15 protein-coding genes are annotated in these 14,648 nt (G+C 57.9%); 5 read left to right on the top strand and 10 right to left on the bottom strand.

The window, feature by feature from the left end:
• A partial coding sequence (locus K5E19_RS24275; RefSeq protein ID WP_225614602.1) for a hypothetical protein occupies nucleotides 1–74 on the top strand: 74 nt, incomplete at its 5' end.
• A gap of 92 nt (nucleotides 75–166) precedes the next feature.
• Here the strand turns inward: K5E19_RS24275 and livJ are convergent.
• From livJ to ftsY, 6 genes are all read right to left on the bottom strand, one after another.
• On the bottom strand, nucleotides 167–1,267 hold the full coding sequence (gene livJ, locus K5E19_RS22540) for a branched chain amino acid ABC transporter substrate-binding protein LivJ (protein ID WP_146198314.1): 1,101 nt from the start codon (nucleotides 1,265–1,267) through the stop codon (nucleotides 167–169).
• A gap of 197 nt (nucleotides 1,268–1,464) precedes the next feature.
• Entirely contained in the window at nucleotides 1,465–2,730 is a 1,266-nt protein-coding gene (locus tag K5E19_RS22535) for a 4-aminobutyrate--2-oxoglutarate transaminase (RefSeq protein WP_221553172.1), read from the bottom strand.
• Nucleotides 2,731–2,866: 136 nt separating this feature from the next.
• Nucleotides 2,867–3,724 carry an RNA polymerase sigma factor RpoH gene (gene rpoH / locus K5E19_RS22530; RefSeq protein ID WP_010436497.1) on the bottom strand — a complete coding sequence of 286 codons (858 nt, stop codon included), beginning with the start codon at nucleotides 3,722–3,724 and terminating at the stop codon, nucleotides 2,867–2,869.
• A 251-nt stretch (nucleotides 3,725–3,975) separates the two neighbouring features.
• Nucleotides 3,976–5,031: a permease-like cell division protein FtsX gene (ftsX, locus tag K5E19_RS22525; protein WP_126545877.1), complete on the bottom strand. Its 1,056-nt coding sequence runs from the start codon at nucleotides 5,029–5,031 to the stop codon at nucleotides 3,976–3,978.
• Nucleotides 5,018–5,689 (bottom strand): cell division ATP-binding protein FtsE, encoded by a 672-nt coding sequence (gene ftsE, locus K5E19_RS22520; protein WP_008500091.1) that lies wholly within the window; start codon nucleotides 5,687–5,689, stop codon nucleotides 5,018–5,020. Before ftsE ends, ftsX begins: the two co-directional genes overlap by 14 nt.
• Before the next feature lie 2 nt (nucleotides 5,690–5,691).
• Complete coding sequence (ftsY, locus tag K5E19_RS22515; RefSeq protein ID WP_221553170.1) at nucleotides 5,692–7,152, bottom strand: signal recognition particle-docking protein FtsY; 1,461 nt, start codon at nucleotides 7,150–7,152, stop codon at nucleotides 5,692–5,694.
• A 127-nt stretch (nucleotides 7,153–7,279) separates the two neighbouring features.
• On the opposite strand from ftsY, the gene rsmD reads away from it, so the two are divergent.
• The gene (gene rsmD / locus K5E19_RS22510) at nucleotides 7,280–7,882 is read left to right on the top strand and encodes a 16S rRNA (guanine(966)-N(2))-methyltransferase (protein WP_221553168.1); all 603 of its coding nucleotides are present in this window, start codon (nucleotides 7,280–7,282) and stop codon (nucleotides 7,880–7,882) included.
• A complete protein-coding gene (locus tag K5E19_RS22505) occupies nucleotides 7,866–8,147 on the top strand; it encodes a DUF1145 family protein (RefSeq protein ID WP_010436509.1) in 282 nt (93 codons plus the stop codon). The genes rsmD and K5E19_RS22505 overlap by 17 nt, the downstream gene beginning before the upstream one ends.
• A 60-nt stretch (nucleotides 8,148–8,207) precedes the next feature.
• Here the strand turns inward: K5E19_RS22505 and K5E19_RS22500 are convergent, their stop codons facing one another.
• Nucleotides 8,208–8,564: a DUF2500 domain-containing protein gene (locus K5E19_RS22500; RefSeq protein ID WP_221553167.1), complete on the bottom strand. Its 357-nt coding sequence runs from the start codon at nucleotides 8,562–8,564 to the stop codon at nucleotides 8,208–8,210.
• 129 nt (nucleotides 8,565–8,693) lie between these two features.
• On the opposite strand from K5E19_RS22500, the gene K5E19_RS22495 reads away from it, so the two are divergent.
• Both K5E19_RS22495 and zntA read left to right on the top strand, forming a co-directional pair.
• Complete coding sequence (locus tag K5E19_RS22495; RefSeq protein WP_024906687.1) at nucleotides 8,694–9,320, top strand: lysoplasmalogenase; 627 nt, start codon at nucleotides 8,694–8,696, stop codon at nucleotides 9,318–9,320.
• A 76-nt stretch (nucleotides 9,321–9,396) separates the two neighbouring features.
• Nucleotides 9,397–11,568 carry a Zn(II)/Cd(II)/Pb(II) translocating P-type ATPase ZntA gene (gene zntA / locus K5E19_RS22490; RefSeq protein ID WP_221553166.1) on the top strand — a complete coding sequence of 724 codons (2,172 nt, stop codon included), beginning with the start codon at nucleotides 9,397–9,399 and terminating at the stop codon, nucleotides 11,566–11,568.
• 93 nt (nucleotides 11,569–11,661) lie between these two features.
• On the opposite strand, the gene K5E19_RS22485 is transcribed toward zntA, so the two are convergent.
• Genes K5E19_RS22485 through K5E19_RS22475 form a run of 3 tightly spaced genes read right to left on the bottom strand, consistent with a single transcriptional unit; the run spans nucleotide 11,662 to nucleotide 14,452 of the window.
• The gene (locus K5E19_RS22485) at nucleotides 11,662–12,948 is read right to left on the bottom strand and encodes a TRAP transporter large permease (RefSeq protein WP_221553165.1); all 1,287 of its coding nucleotides are present in this window, start codon (nucleotides 12,946–12,948) and stop codon (nucleotides 11,662–11,664) included.
• Nucleotides 12,949–12,958: 10 nt separating this feature from the next.
• Nucleotides 12,959–13,468 carry a TRAP transporter small permease gene (locus tag K5E19_RS22480; protein ID WP_061099578.1) on the bottom strand — a complete coding sequence of 170 codons (510 nt, stop codon included), beginning with the start codon at nucleotides 13,466–13,468 and terminating at the stop codon, nucleotides 12,959–12,961.
• Between the two features lie 12 nt (nucleotides 13,469–13,480).
• Nucleotides 13,481–14,452 (bottom strand): TRAP transporter substrate-binding protein, encoded by a 972-nt coding sequence (locus K5E19_RS22475; protein ID WP_221553164.1) that lies wholly within the window; start codon nucleotides 14,450–14,452, stop codon nucleotides 13,481–13,483.
• Between the last annotated feature and the right edge of the window lie 196 nt (nucleotides 14,453–14,648).

Below are 14,648 nucleotides of genomic sequence, written 5' to 3'. Positions count from 1 at the left end.
TGTGGTGGTACAGCACGAAAGTGGGGGTGATCGACCTGAAGAAAAAGTCGATCACCATGGGTAAAGGATGTTAAAAAGTGTTCACCATGTCCCCGAACACCTGTCTACCATGTCCCCGGACTGTACAGGGAGAGGGTTAGGGTGAGGGCATCAACCCGCACCAGTCTTATTTCGCGTCAGTAGCAGTCCCGTTCGCATGCCAATCAAACACGCCGAACTCGAAGCCTTTCAGATCGCCCTTCGCGTCCCAGGAAAGTGGCCCCATGACGGTGTCGACAGTGTTCGCTTTCAGCCAGGTGGCAATCTCAGCCGGATCGGCTGACTGGTTGAGGCCCGCCTGCAGAGACTGCAGCGCCGCGTAGGTGGTCCAGACGAACGCGCCGCTTGGATCCTGTTTCTTCGCCTTGATGGCATCCACGATAGGTTTGTTCGCAGGGACCTGGTCGTAGTTCTTCGGCTTGGTCACCAGCAGGCCTTCGGCTGATTCACCCGCAATGTTAGACAGGGACACGTTCGCCACGCCTTCCGGGCCCATAAACTGGGTTTTCAGGCCTGCAGCGCGCGCCTGGCGCAGGATCTGGCCCATTTCCGGGTGGTAGCCACCGTAGTAAACGAAATCAATATTCTCTTTCTTCAGACGCGCCACCAGGGTAGAGAAGTCTTTCTCACCGGCGGTGATCCCGTCGAAGAACACCACGTCGGCATTCGCTTTCTTGAGGTTGTCCTGCACTGAACGCGCCAGACCTTCACCGTACTGCTGCTTGTCATGAACGATGGCAATGCGCTTCGGCTTCACTTTTTCAACGATGTATTTCGCCGCGGTTGGGCCCTGGTCAGAGTCCAGACCGGTGGTGCGCAGGGTCAGCTTGTAGCCACGCGCGGTCAGCTCTGGTGCGGTCGCCGCCGGGGTGATCATCAGAATACCTTCGTCTTCGTAGATGTCAGATGCTGGCTGGGTAGAGGAAGAGCACAGGTGACCGATAACGTATTTGATCCCGTCGTTCACCACTTTGTTCGCGACCGCGACCGCTTGTTTCGGGTCACAGGCATCATCATATTTTACGATCTGCAGTTTTTCGCCTTTGATACCGCCCTTAGCATTAATGTCTGCAACCGCCTGCTCAGCGCCGGTAAATTCCTGGTCGCCGTACTGTGCTACCGGACCGGACATTGCGCCAACAACAGCCACTTTGATGTCTGCCTGTGCCATGGTGCTGAATGCCAACGCGATACATCCTGCCAGTAACGCTTTACCCTTCATGTTCATCCTGAGATTCCCCATTATTATGGTTATTACGATTGTTGTGATGTTGTTGTGCAGCGCTTTATGTCAGTTATAGGTGTGCTGTCCGCGCTTTTTCAGCATACTCTGCTAAAACATACCCGATTTTTATGATTTTGGAATAGCTAATTTGAAATGAATATATGCCAGGCCCGGCTGGGATTTTCGCCGGGCATGTGGCTTTAACGTGTCAGCGACGCGGAGATAATGTCCAGCGCTTTGCGGAACTGCGCTTCAGGGATAGTCAGCGGATAGAGGAAGCGAATGACGTTGCCGTAGACGCCACAGCTCAGAAGAAGCAGCCCTTCCTGCAACGCGCGCTCCTGGACCTGGCGGGTAAATTCCGGCGAAGGCTGACCCGTTTGCGGGTCGTTAAACTCCACCGCCACCATCGAGCCCTGCGCGCGAATGTCAGCGATATACGGGCACCGTTCCTTCGCCTTGTTCAGTACTTCCACCAGGTGATGGCCAAGATGCGCCGAGCGCGTGCAGAGATCCTCTTCATCAATCACGTCGAGCACCGCATGCGCCGCCGCAATCGCCAGCGGGTTTCCGGCGTAGGTACCGCCCAGCCCGCCCGGCGCGGGTGCGTCCATCACCTCCGCACGGCCAGAAACCGCAGAAAGCGGCATTCCGCCCGCCAGGCTTTTCGCCATGGTGATCAGATCGGGCTTCACGCAGTGATGTTCCATCGAGAACAGCTTGCCGGTACGGGCAAAGCCGCTTTGCACCTCGTCGGCAATCAGCAAAATACCGTGGGTGTCGCACAGGGCGCGCAGGGCCTGCATAAAATCAGCTGGCGCAATGTTGAAACCGCCCTCGCCCTGAACCGGTTCGAGAATAATGGCCGCGACCTGGTCGGGGGCGATATCCGCTTTAAAGATGCGTTCCAGGCTTTTCAACGCTTCCGCCGTGCTGACGCCGTGCAGTTCATTCGGATACTGCGCGTGATACACCGAACCGGGGAACGGGCCAAAGCCCAGCTTGTAGGGGGCGACCTTGCCAGTCAGCGCCATGGTCATAAAGGTGCGACCGTGGAAAGCGCCGCCAAAGGTGATAAGGCCGGGGCGTTTGGTGTACGCGCGGGCAATTTTGACCGCGTTTTCAACTGCTTCTGCGCCCGTCGAGAAGAAAGCGGTCTTGGCGGGACCGTCAATCGGCACGCGCTGGTTGATGCGTTCGGCAAGCGCCACATAGCCCTCATACGGCACAATCTGGTAGGCCGTGTGGGTGAAGGCGTGGAGTTGTTTTTCGATGGCGGCAATGACTTTTGGATGGCGATGGCCGGTATTTAGCACCGCGATCCCGGCGGCGAAGTCGATGTACTCATTGCCTTCCACGTCCCACACCGTGGCGTTTTCGGCTGTATCGGCATAGAAGTTACACATCACGCCGATGCCACGCGGCGTCGCCTGTAAACGCCGGTCGTTCAGTTCATTATTTTTCACCCTGTCCCCCTGAGAAAGTCGCCTGCTTAGCGCATCAGTAAGTGTTTGCCAGGGGGAGGGAATTCGCCAGAGGGGGCGCTAAAAAAACAAAACCCCCGAATTTGCATTCGAGGGTTCTCGGTGTACTTCGCTTAGATTACGCTTCGATAGCGGCGCGAAGTTTTTTCATGGCGTTCTTTTCAAGCTGACGGACACGTTCCGCGGAAACGCCGTAGCGGTCGGCCAGCTCCTGCAGCGTGGACTTGTTGTCTTCGTCCAGCCAGCGGGCGCGGATGATATCCTGGCTACGCTCATCGAGGCCTTCCATCGCGAAGGTCAGCTTGTTCGCCGCCTGGTCTTCCCAGTTGTCCTCTTCAATGCCGTCGGCAAAGTTAGAGGTTTTATCCTGCAGGTACAGGACCGGGGCCATCGGCTGGCTGTCAGAGGCGTCATCGTCGGAGGACATGTCAAAGGTCATGTCCTGCGCGGCCATGCGGGATTCCATCTCACGGACGTCTTTGCTGGATACGCCCAGTTCGCGCGCCACCATTTCCACTTCATCCTGGTTGAACCAGCCCAGACGCTGCTTGGTTTTACGCAGGTTGAAGAACAGCTTGCGCTGCGCTTTTGTCGTGGCGACTTTCACAATACGCCAGTTACGCAGGACGTATTCGTGAATTTCTGCTTTGATCCAGTGCACGGCGAAGGAGACCAGTCGCACACCCACTTCCGGGTTGAAGCGACGTACAGCCTTCATCAGGCCAATGTTACCTTCCTGAATCAAGTCCGCCTGCGGCAGGCCGTAGCCCGAGTAGTTACGAGCAACGTGAACAACAAAGCGCAGGTGAGACAGGATCAGCGTCTTAGCTGCTTCCAGATCGCCCTGGTAATGCAGCTTTTCAGCAAGCTCCTTTTCTTCCTCGGCCGTCAACATCGGCCAGGTGTTCGCAGCCCGGATGTAAGATTCCAGGTTACCAACAGGGGCTAAAGCTAAAGTTTGCATTTCTTTGGTCATTCATTCCTCTCAATGTTTCTTCTGGTCCAGGCTGTCCCCATCAGGCAACAACCATGCCAAAGCGTTTGAGCAGCGAGATTAGCATTCACACTTTTATCAGACCGTGATTTTATCCACAAGTTCCAGGTGCAACAGTGAATAAATTACGCACAAAATGTGACATGAAGATGATAACAGGGGAAGTGACAACAGGGACGCTTTCCCTGCAGAGCGAACATCTCGGTGCAGGGAAAGATTATATCACGCTTTTATTAGTCGGGAGTAAAGTGGCGTAAATGTTGAACCGTCGCCAGCCATGCGGCTACCCAGCCGATCATGGAGCACACCAGCAGCAACAGCAGGCACTCATCGAATCCTAAGCCACTGATATCAAACTTTGTTCCGAAAACCTGCGCCACTTCAGTGACGGCAGACGAAAGCCGCATCACCAAAATTTCTGACAATATCAGTGAAAGAAATGCGCCGGAAAAACCGAGCAGCGCGCCACCGTAGAGGAACGGACGGAGGATGAAACCATCCGTTGCGCCAATCAGTTTCTGCACGTTGATGGTGTCGCGACGGGCGAAGATGCTCAGACGCACGCTGTTACCGATGACGAGGAATACCGCCGCCACCATCAGCACGCCAATCATCGCCGATACGCGCCCCACCAGCCCGGTCAGGGCGGCAAGACGGGCAAACCAGCTGTCGTCCATGCGCACTTCGTCAATCCCGTTGATACGGGTGATGCGGTCGCGCAGGGTGTTAAGCGAATCGGTGCCCTGGAAATCAAGCTTCGGGATCACCACCGCCACGGCGGGCAGCGGGTTCTCTTCCAGCATATCCAGCGCGCCGCCAAAGCCTGACCAGTTACGGAACTCGCCCAACGCTTCATCGCGCGAGAGATAGTTAACCTTCTCCACGCCCTGTTCGGCCTGGATTTGCCCGACCACCTGCGCCGCCGCGTTATCGTCGAGCGCTTTATCCAGATAGACGGTGATCTGCGGCGACGGATAATACTGCGATGCCGCCTGGTTGACGTTCTTATAGACCATGTAGCAGACGCTTGGCAGCGTCAGGGAGATGGCAATCACCATCACCGTCAGGAACGTCGCCAGCGGTTTGCTTTTCAGATCCTGCAATGCCCCCTGGAAGGCATAGCGCACCTGCTCGTTGAACACGTTGGTCTTGCGGGAGTTCGGCTTCGGCGCGGCTTTCGCACGCTTTGGCGTATTACGATTGCCGTCACCGCCGCCCTGCGGCTTACGGAAACGGTCAAACCGGTTTCCGAACTGCCGAATCTGGTTCATTGCATCACGCTTGTTCACCGTGGCCTCCGTGCAAATGCCCGTCGCTCAGGGTCAGCATGCGGTACGAACGACGGGAAATGAGCCCGATGTCGTGCGTCGCCATCAAAACCGTGACCCCTACGCGGTTGAATTCCTCAAACAGACGCAAAATCCCTTCGGACAGGGCATCGTCCAGGTTACCGGTTGGTTCATCCGCCAGCAATACGGCAGGCTTGTTCACCACCGCACGGGCGATGCCCACGCGCTGCTGCTCACCGCCGGACAGCTGGATCGGGAAGTTCTTCGCTTTGTCCAACAGCCCGACCTTATCCAGCGCCGCAGAGACGCGACGGCGGATATCGTCATAGCTGGCGCCGGCAATAATCAGCGGGATAGCGACGTTATCAAAAACGGTGCGATCCATCAGCAGGTGGTGATCCTGGAAAATCATGCCGATCTGACGACGCAGGAACGGCACTTCGCGGTTTTTCAGGCGGCTAATTTCGTGGCCGCTGAAAAAGATTTTCCCGGCGCTGGGCCGTTCGATCCCACAGATAAGCTTGAGCAGGGTACTTTTCCCCGCGCCGGAATGGCCGGTCAGGAATGCCATCTCGCCCGGCTGCAGGTGGAATGTGACCCCCTGCAGCGCTTGTCTCCCACCGAGATAGGCCTTGCTGACGTGTTCAAAGCGAATCATTGTTAGTCCTCTCGGGCAAATAATGCCTCAATAAAGTCGTCCGCCTTAAACGGACGCAAATCCTCAATACGCTCGCCCACACCGATGTAACGGATAGGAATGCCGAACTGATCGGCCACGGAGAAGATCACCCCGCCTTTGGCGGTGCCGTCCAGCTTGGTCAGCGCGATCCCCGTCAGTCCTACCGCTTCATGGAACAGTTTCGCCTGACTGATGGCGTTCTGCCCGGTGCTGGCGTCAATGGTCAGCATAATTTCATGCGGTGCGTCTTCGTCCAGCTTCTTCATAACGCGGACGATTTTCTTCAACTCTTCCATCAGGTGCGATTTGTTCTGCAAACGCCCTGCGGTATCGGCAATCAGCACGTCCACGTTACGCGCCTTCGCGGCCTGGATGGCGTCGAAGATCACGGATGCGGAGTCCGCGCCGGTATGCTGGGCAATCACCGGAATGTTGTTGCGCTGGCCCCAAACCTGCAGCTGCTCAACCGCTGCCGCACGGAAGGTATCGCCCGCCGCCAGCATCACCGATTTGCCCTGCTGCTCGAACTGACGCGCCAGCTTGCCGATAGTGGTGGTTTTACCCACGCCGTTTACGCCAACCATCAGAATAACAAATGGCGTTTTGCCTTCAATATTAAGCGGTTCGTCAACTTTTGCGAGAATTTCGCCCATCTCGTCTTTCAGCAGGCCGTATAGCGCTTCGGCATCACGCAGCTGTTTGCGGCTCGCCCCTTCGGTCAGGTTGGCGATGATCTTACGGGTGGTTTCCACGCCGACGTCCGCAATCAGCAGCTGTTCTTCCAGCTCTTCAAAGAGATCGTCGTCGATCTTCTTGCCGCGGAACAGACTGATAAATCCGGAACCTAAGTTTTCTTTGGTTTTGAGCAGGCTGCGCTTCAGGCGCGCGAAGAAACCTTCTTTGGTCGGTTTTTCCTGCTCCTGAACAGCCTCTTCTTCGGCTTGCTCTTCAACCGGCACAACGATGACCGCTTCTTCTGCGGCTTCCGCCGCCAGCGCCTGGGCTTCCAGCTCTTCGTCGGTCAGTTCTGGCTCGAGCGCCGCTTCTTCTTCCACCGCTTCAACAATTTCAACGGTTTCCGCTTCGGCCTGCCACTCTTCCGGTGAAACCTCTTCGGCTTTCACCTCTTCAGGGAGCGGCAGCTCTTCGTGCTCAATAACGGCCTGCGGCGCGTGGGTAATGTCTTCGACGACAGCCGGCTCTGGCTTCTCGCTTTCCTGAACCTGTTCAGTGACCTCAACCACCTCTTCAGCAAAGGATTCAATCTCTTCTTTGCTGTGCGCCGTTTCTTCCGCTTCGACAACCGCGGCGGTTTCTACAGGCGTTTCAGGCTGCGACTGCTCTTCAACTACCTGTTGTTCTTCGGTTTTCTGTTCTGTTTCTTGCTCTTTTTCACCGAAGCCCAGCCAGGAAAAGAAGCCACGTTTTTTTTGTTTTGCCATCTGCGACTACACTCCTCGCGGCGCTATATACATGTAAGCTAAAAAAATGATGAAATAGTCTAACACTTTACTTAATTGACATCACCGCCCGCAATCGCAGGCCAATTGTTAACAGAGCTTTCCTGAGATGAAGAAACCCAACCGCGCCCCGGCCGGTCAAATTCGTATTATCGGCGGTCAGTGGCGAGGCCGGAAATTACCGGTGCCGGACAGCCCCGGTCTACGCCCCACTACCGACCGCGTGCGCGAGACGCTGTTTAACTGGCTCGCCCCGTCAATGGTAGACGCCCGCTGCCTGGACTGCTTCGCCGGAAGCGGCGCATTAGGTCTGGAAGCGCTGTCGCGCTATGCCGCCAGCGCCACGCTGCTGGAGATGGAGCGCGGCGTTGCGCAGACGCTGCAGCAAAATCTGGCGACGCTGAAAGCGGGCAATGCCAAAGTGGTCAACACCAACACGCTGAGCTTCCTCGCGCAACAGGGCACACCGCACAACGTGGTGTTTGTCGACCCGCCGTTCCGCAAGGGGCTGCTGGAAGAGACGCTATCTCTGCTGGAGCAAAACGGGTGGCTGGCGGATGACGCGCTCATTTACGTTGAAAGCGAAGTGGAAAACGGTTTGCCGCCGGTTCCCGCGCACTGGGATCTGCACCGAGAAAAGGTCGCCGGTCAGGTTGCTTATCGTCTGTATCACCGTCAGGCACAAGGAGGATCCGATGCCGGTACTGATTAACCTGGGACGTTTGCTGATGCTGGGCGTCTGGGCATTTTTGATTCTGAATCTGGTGCACCCGTTCCCGCGCCCGATGAACATTTTCGTTAACGTGGCGCTGATTTTCACGTCGTTTATGCACGCCCTGCAGATGGTGATGCTGAAAAACGGTCTGCCGAAAGACGGCCCGCAGATGACGGGCTGGCAGCAGCTGCGCGTGTTTATTTTCGGCGTGTTTGAACTGCTGGTGTGGATGAAGAAGTTTAAGGCGCAGGTGAAGAAGTAAGGTGCGGCCTGATGCCCTCACCCTAACCCTCTCCCACAGGGAGAGGGGACCGTTCGTGCATTATTCCGTCCTGAACCCCTCAAACCGCGATCCTTTGTAGCTCAGCGTTCCTTTCTCCCCCACCGTCAGCTGATGGTATTGCTGCGCCTCCAGGCGGAAGGTCACCTCCAGCCCGCCCGTTTCTGGCTTAAAGCTTGCTTCATAGCGCATCGCTGTTCCCGCAGGCGTCACCTGCTGCTGGCGCGAGCGGCGATCGTTAAGCGGTTTCTCACGCTTGTTCGTCACCACCACGCGCTTTTGCATCAGCGGCGCGGCGTCGTTATCGGCCTTCTCGCGGCGCTGCTGCACGAAACGGAACGAGGCGGCAATGACGATAATCGCCACCACGATAATGAAAAAAAGCGGCATCTTGCTCATTCTAAAATCCCATAAGATTATGCGGAAATCAGGATACCTTGCCTTCCCCGTCATTGCCAAACGCCCGCCCGCGTCACTACACTGGATCAGAAACTGATTATTCAGCCTCAACAGATACAGGGAGTTAATATGCTTTGGTCATTTATCGCCGTCTGTTTTTCCGCATGGCTTTATGTCGATGCGTCCTATCGCGGCCCCACCTGGCAGCGCTGGCTGTTTAAACCCGTCACGCTGCTGCTCCTGCTGTTGCTGGCCTGGCAAGCGCCGATGTTCAACGCCGTCAGCTATCTGGTCCTCGCCGGGTTGTGTGCGTCCCTGATTGGCGACGCGCTGACTCTGCTCCCCCGTCAGCGCCTGCTCTATGCCGTGGGCGCGTTCTTCCTGTCGCATCTGCTTTACACCATCTACTTTGCCAGCCAGATGACGCTCTCCTTCTTCTGGCCGCTGCCGCTGGTGCTGCTGGTGATAGGCGCGCTGCTGATTGCGGTGATCTGGTCGCGTCTGGAAGAGATGCGTTTGCCGGTGTGTACCTTTATCGCCATGACGCTGGTGATGGTGTGGCTGGCAGGCGAGTTGTGGTTCTTCCGTCCGACCGCTCCGGCGATGTCCGCGTTCTTCGGTGCCGCGCTGCTGCTGATCGGGAATGTCGTCTGGCTGGGCAGCCACTATCGTCGCCGCTTCCGCGCGGATAACGCGATTGCCGCCGCCTGCTACTTTGCCGGGCATTTCCTGATTGTGCGTTCGCTGTATATCTAAATAGCGCTTGACTCTGGAGTCGACTCCAGAGTGTATGCTGCGGTTAATGAGAAAATTATCATTGCCGGAGACTGCCATGTCGACTCCAGAAACATCAAAAAAAGTTCCTCAATTCTCGGCACTTAAGCTCAGCCCGGTTCCGCCGAAAGACGACTGCTGCTGCGAGGGCGCGTGCGAAACGCAAACTGAAATGCTGCCCGAAAGCGGCAACCGCTACAGCTGGGTCGTTAACGGCATGGACTGCGCGGCCTGCGCGCGCAAGGTGGAAAACGCCGTCAAACAGGTGCCGGGCGTGAGCCACGTTCAGGTGCTGTTCGCCACCGAAAAGCTGCTGGTCAGCGCCGATAGCGACGTCAGCAAACAGGTGGAAGCCGCCGTCAGCAAGGCGGGCTATACCCTGCGCAGTGAAACGACCCCCGTTGAAAAAACCTCCTCCCTGAAAGAAAACCTGCCGCTCATTACGCTCATCATCATGATGGCCCTGAGCTGGGGGCTGGAGCAGATTAACCACCCGTTCGGCAATCTGGCGTTTATCGCCACCACGCTGGTCGGGCTGTTCCCGATTGCCCGCCAGGCGCTGCGCCTGATGAAGAGCGGCAGCTGGTTTGCCATCGAAACGCTGATGAGCGTGGCGGCAATCGGCGCGCTGTTCATCGGCGCGACGGCGGAAGCGGCGATGGTGCTGCTGCTGTTCTTAATCGGCGAACGGCTTGAAGGCTGGGCGGCGAGCCGGGCGCGTAAAGGGGTCAGTGCACTGATGGCGCTGAAGCCTGAAACCGCCACACGGGTAAACAACGGCAATCGTGAAACGGTGGCGATTAATACCCTGCGTCCCGGAGACGTGATTGAAGTTGCCGCGGGCGGTCGTTTACCCGCCGATGGTGCGCTGGTTACCGCCACCGCCAGCTTCGACGAGAGCGCCCTGACCGGGGAATCCATCCCGGTAGAACGCGCGGCAGGTGAAAAAGTGCCTGCTGGTGCCACCAGCGTCGACCGTCTGGTGCAGCTGACGGTCCTTTCCGAACCGGGCGACAGCGCTATCGACCGCATTCTGAAGCTGATAGAAGAGGCCGAAGAGCGCCGCGCGCCGGTTGAACGCTTTATCGATCGCTTCAGCCGGATTTATACCCCTGCCATCATGCTGGTTGCCCTTCTGGTCACTATCGTGCCGCCGCTGTTCTTCGGCGCGCCGTGGGAGGGCTGGATCTATAAAGGCCTGACGCTGCTGCTGATTGGCTGCCCGTGCGCGCTGGTGATCTCCACCCCGGCGGCGATTACTTCAGGTCTGGCGGCGGCAGCACGTCGCGGCGCGCTGATTAAGGGCGGCGCGGCGCTGGAACAGCTGAGCCAGGTTCAGCATATCGCGTTCGATAAAACCGGCACATTAACCGTCGGCAAGCCGCAGGTGACCGGCGTATATCCGCAGGAAATCAGTGAAGATGAGCTGCTTACGCTGGCCGCCGCCGTTGAGCAGGGTTCCACTCACCCGCTGGCGCAGGCGATCGTGCGTGAAGCGCAGTCGCGCGGGCTGACTATTCCGGCGGCAACGGCACAGCGGGCGCTGGTCGGGTCGGGGATTGAGGCCACCGTTGACGGTAAAAAGGTGCTGATTGTCGCGGCGGGTAAGTCTTCTAACTCAGAGGTTGAGGCGTTAGAACAGACCGGACAAACTGTCGTGACCGTCACGCAGGACGGCGTCGAAAAAGGAATGCTGGCGCTGCGCGACACCCTGCGCGATGACGCCAAAGAGGCCGTGACGGCGCTGCATCAGCTTGGCGTACAGGGCGTGATCCTGACCGGCGATAACCCGCGCGCGGCGGCGGCAATTGCTGGCGAGCTGGGGCTGGAATTCAAGGCCGGATTGCTGCCTGCGGATAAAGTCAGCGCGGTCACGGAGCTGAACGCCTCCGCCCCGCTGGCGATGGTCGGTGACGGGATTAACGATGCGCCTGCGATGAAGGCGTCCACCATCGGCATTGCGATGGGCAGCGGCACCGACGTGGCGCTGGAGACGGCGGATGCGGCGCTGACCCACAACCGCCTGACCGGGCTGGCGCAGATGATTAGCCTGGCGCGGGCGACGCGCGCCAATATTCGTCAGAACATCGGCATTGCGCTGGGACTGAAGGGGATATTCCTCGTCACCACCCTGCTCGGCATGACCGGCCTGTGGCTGGCGGTGCTGGCGGATACAGGGGCGACGGTACTGGTGACAGCAAACGCGCTTCGACTGCTGCGTCGTCGGTAAAAACGCCCGGTGGCGGCTGCGCCTTACCGGGCCTACAAAATCTCCGAACCGTAGGCCGGGTAAGGCGCAGCCGCAACCCGGCATAAAACGGCGTCACTGCATCCCTAACACCCCCGGCAGCCATAATGATATCGCCGGGATATAGGTAATCATCCCCAGAATCAGCAACAGCATGCCGTAAAACGGCAGCATCGCCCGCACAACGTGCTCAATCTTCTGCTTACTCACCGCGCTCGCCACGAACAGCACCGACCCGACCGGCGGCGTGATCAGCCCGATCCCCAGGTTAACCATCATGATCATCCCGAAATGCACCGGGTCGATCCCCAGCGAGTTGGTCACCGGCAGCAGCACCGGGGTCAGGATCAGGATGATCGGCGCCATGTCCATCAGCGTGCCGATCAGCAGCAGCATGATGTTGAGGTACATCAGGATCACGTACTTGTTATCGGAGAGCGAGGTAAAGAACTCGGTGATGCGCATCGGCAGCTGCATGTAAGTCATCACCGCGCCAAAGGCCGCCGCAAAGCCAATTAAAATCATCACGATGGTGACGGTTTTGACCGTGCGGCACATCAGCTTCGGCAGCTCATTCCACTTGTAGTCGCGGTAGATGAACATGGTGACGAAGAACGCCCACAGGCAGGCCACGGCGGCGGATTCGGTGGCGGTAAATATCCCGGACAAGATCCCACCGAGGATAATCACCACCGTCATCAGCCCCCACAGGGCATCCAGCATGATTTTCAGCGCCTGCCTGAACGGGATTTTGTCCCCTTTCGGATAGCCGCGCTTGCGGGCGAAGCACAGGCAGAGCGCCATCAGCCCCATACCCAGCAGAAGTCCGGGCAGCACCCCCGCGATAAACAGCGTGGCGATGGAGACCGTGCCGCCCGCCGCCAGCGAGTAAATCACCGAGTTGTGGCTGGGCGGGATCAGAATCGCCTGCACCGACCCGCTGGCCGTCACCGCCGCCGCGTATTCGCGCGGATAGCCCTTCTTCTCCATCTCCGGGATCATCACGCTGCCGATGGACGCGGTATCCGCCACCGACGAACCGGAAATCGCGCCGAAGAACGTTGAAGCGACGATGTTCACCAGCGACAGCCCGCCGCGTATAAAGCCGACAAACACGTAGGCAAAATTCACCAGCCGTCGGGCAATGCCCCCTTCCGCCATGATCGCCCCGGCGAGGATGAAGAACGGGATCGCCAGCAGGGTAAATTTGTTCACCCCGCTGGTGATCTGGATCATCAGCGCCTCCAGCGGCAGATCAATCCACAGCGCGCCCGCCACGGCGCTTAACCCGACGGCGAAAGCCACCGGCATCCCCAGCGCCAGTAAAATGGCGAGGGTGAATAACAAAACGAATGCATCCATTGTTCACCCCTTAACTGTGGTTGCCGATGAGCACGACGGGACGGTTTTCCTGCGAGCCAAACAGCAGGCGTTCAAGTACAAACAGGATCAGAATGGCCGATCCGATCGGCAGCGGCAGATAGCTTTCGCCGGAGGTCAGGATCGGGAACTCCGCCACGGGCTGCTCCCACAGCTCGACGCACAGCCAGTAGCTGTACCAGCACATCAGACCGGAAATCAGCAGCATCAGCAAATCAACTACCCGCGCGCACAGCCTTTGCAGCGACGCGGGCAAACGGTCGGTGAGCATGTTGACCGCAATGTGCGACCCGGCGCGGTAGCTCACTGCCGCGCCGATGAAGGTGAACGTCACCATGCAGATAATGGCGATCGGCTCTGGCCAGGACTCCCCGCGATTGAGCACATAGCGCGAGAAGATGCCGATGGGGATGACAATCGTCATCACCAGCAGCGAAATACCCGCCACCGCCATGGCGAGCAGATACAGACGGTCCATCCACTTCAGGTAGAGTTCGGACATACGTACTCCGGCTTACTGGACGTCAGCGATGGCTTTCATCAGATCCTGATGCTTGTCGCCATACTGCGCGCGCACCGGCTCTGTGGCCTTGATGAAGACTGATTTATCGATATCGTGGAACTGCACGCCACCGGCCTTCATTTTCGCCAGCGCCTGGTCGTTATAGGCCTGCCAGAGCTTGCGCTGTTCGAACTGCGCTTCGCGAGCCAGCGTCAGGATCTTTTGCTGCTCATCCGCGCTCAGTTTGTCCCATTTCACTTTGGAGTAGAGCAGCATTTCCGGGGTGATGAAGTGGCCGCTGAGGGTGTAGTTTTTGGCGATCGGCATGTAGTTGTGGGCGATAAAGGTTGGCGGGTTGTTCTCCGCCCCGTCGATCACGCCGGTCTGCATGCCGCTATAGACTTCGCTCACGCCCATCGCCACCGAGTTTGCCCCCATATCCTTCAGCGTGGCGAGCGCTACCGGGCTACCCTGCACGCGGATCTTCTTCCCTTTCAGATCCTCCGGCTTCACGATCGGCTCTTTGGTGATCAGGTTACGGGTGCCGGAATCCATCCAGCCGAGGAAGACCAGCTTCGATTTCGGGTTAGCGGTCAGCTTGTCGCCAATCTGCTTGCCAATATCCCCGTCGATCACCTTGTGCATGTGATCCTCATCGCGGAAGACGTACGGCAGCGTAAAGACTTCAATATCCGGCAGGATGGCGGCAACCGGTGCCATGGAGACGCGGATCATGTCGATGGCCCCCATCTGCGCCTGCTCAATCATCTGCTTTTCATCCCCGAGCACGCCGCCGGGGAAGACTTTGATCTCCAGCTTGCCGTCGGTTTGCTGCTTGAGTTTTTCACCCATGTTCTGAACCGCCACCACGTTCGGGTAGCCTTCGGGGTGCACATCGGCAGCTTTGATAGTTTGAGCAGAAGCGGTGCAGGCAAAAGCAGACAGACACAGCGCGGCCAGTAACGGCTTGAGGGTCGTTTTCATCGAGTCAACTCCAGGGTAGTGAGATAAGCGTTAAAACGGTGTTTTAGTTTTATACGTTTAAAAATTAGACTACGGCTGGAAAAGCGGAGGTGAAGCGCCTCACAAAAGCGCGAAAAATTGAAACGATGGTTTGAAATTGTGACGGGTGTTTGTCGGGTGGCGGCTGCGCCTTACCCGACCTACCAAACCCGTAGGC

Origin of the sequence: Enterobacter sp. RIT637 (assembly GCF_019718755.1) — a bacterium.
GTDB lineage: Bacteria > Pseudomonadota > Gammaproteobacteria > Enterobacterales > Enterobacteriaceae > Enterobacter.
The sequence above is the reverse complement of the archived record's forward strand: the minus strand, read 5'-3'. Positions and strand labels throughout refer to the sequence as shown.

Excerpts from the sequence above, each read along its gene's own strand:
- livJ (WP_146198314.1), bottom strand. The coding sequence starts at position 1,267 with ATGAACATGAAGGGTAAAGCGTTACTGGCAGGATGTATCGCGTTGGCA.
- rpoH (WP_010436497.1), bottom strand. The coding sequence starts at position 3,724 with ATGACCAAAGAAATGCAAACTTTAGCTTTAGCCCCTGTTGGTAACCTG.
- ftsE (WP_008500091.1), bottom strand. The coding sequence starts at position 5,689 with ATGATTCGCTTTGAACACGTCAGCAAGGCCTATCTCGGTGGGAGACAA.
- ftsY (WP_221553170.1), bottom strand. The coding sequence starts at position 7,152 with ATGGCAAAACAAAAAAAACGTGGCTTCTTTTCCTGGCTGGGCTTCGGT.
- rsmD (WP_221553168.1), top strand. The coding sequence starts at position 7,280 with ATGAAGAAACCCAACCGCGCCCCGGCCGGTCAAATTCGTATTATCGGC.
- K5E19_RS22505 (WP_010436509.1), top strand. The coding sequence starts at position 7,866 with ATGCCGGTACTGATTAACCTGGGACGTTTGCTGATGCTGGGCGTCTGG.
- K5E19_RS22500 (WP_221553167.1), bottom strand. The coding sequence starts at position 8,564 with ATGAGCAAGATGCCGCTTTTTTTCATTATCGTGGTGGCGATTATCGTC.
- K5E19_RS22495 (WP_024906687.1), top strand. The coding sequence starts at position 8,694 with ATGCTTTGGTCATTTATCGCCGTCTGTTTTTCCGCATGGCTTTATGTC.
- zntA (WP_221553166.1), top strand. The coding sequence starts at position 9,397 with ATGTCGACTCCAGAAACATCAAAAAAAGTTCCTCAATTCTCGGCACTT.
- K5E19_RS22485 (WP_221553165.1), bottom strand. The coding sequence starts at position 12,948 with ATGGATGCATTCGTTTTGTTATTCACCCTCGCCATTTTACTGGCGCTG.
- K5E19_RS22480 (WP_061099578.1), bottom strand. The coding sequence starts at position 13,468 with ATGTCCGAACTCTACCTGAAGTGGATGGACCGTCTGTATCTGCTCGCC.
- K5E19_RS22475 (WP_221553164.1), bottom strand. The coding sequence starts at position 14,452 with ATGAAAACGACCCTCAAGCCGTTACTGGCCGCGCTGTGTCTGTCTGCT.